Source organism: Carnobacterium sp., assembly GCF_032094055.1.
GTDB lineage: Bacteria > Bacillota > Bacilli > Lactobacillales > Carnobacteriaceae > Carnobacterium_A.
On the sequence record NZ_DAMDAK010000128.1, the window covers coordinates 1 to 402 of the forward strand.

Below are 402 nucleotides of genomic sequence, written 5' to 3' on the forward strand. Positions count from 1 at the left end.
TTTCCTTAATAATGATTTAAATGGAAAAAAACGGAGTTTAGAAAATAAAGCGAAAACGGAAAAACTTTTACCCGATGCTCATAAGCTTATTGGTACAAGGAATATTTCCGTATGCTTCACGCGTACACCAAAAGATGAGCGAAAAGAAAAAGAAGAAATAAAGACTAAATTTAACAAACTCTAATCTCAAATATAACCCAAAAGAGCCTGGCACAAATGTCGGGTTCTTTATATATACCTACTACACACCCAATCACTAGTAGCTATAGACTAGCATATCTATCTTGTTTATTTTTTATATACTATATATTTAAACTTGTTACAGAGTAGAAAAGTAACCTACATTTAAACCTACACGTACCCATAAGATCACATGGATTTGCTTCTGTAATGTACAAAGAC

1 protein-coding gene is annotated in these 402 nt (G+C 31.8%); it reads left to right on the forward strand.

What is annotated here, in order from left to right:
- The coding region (locus RT405_RS13050; RefSeq protein WP_229150479.1) for a DUF6037 family protein at positions 1 to 184 on the forward strand (184 nt) is incomplete at its 5' end.
- Positions 185 to 402: the final 218 nt, after the last annotated feature.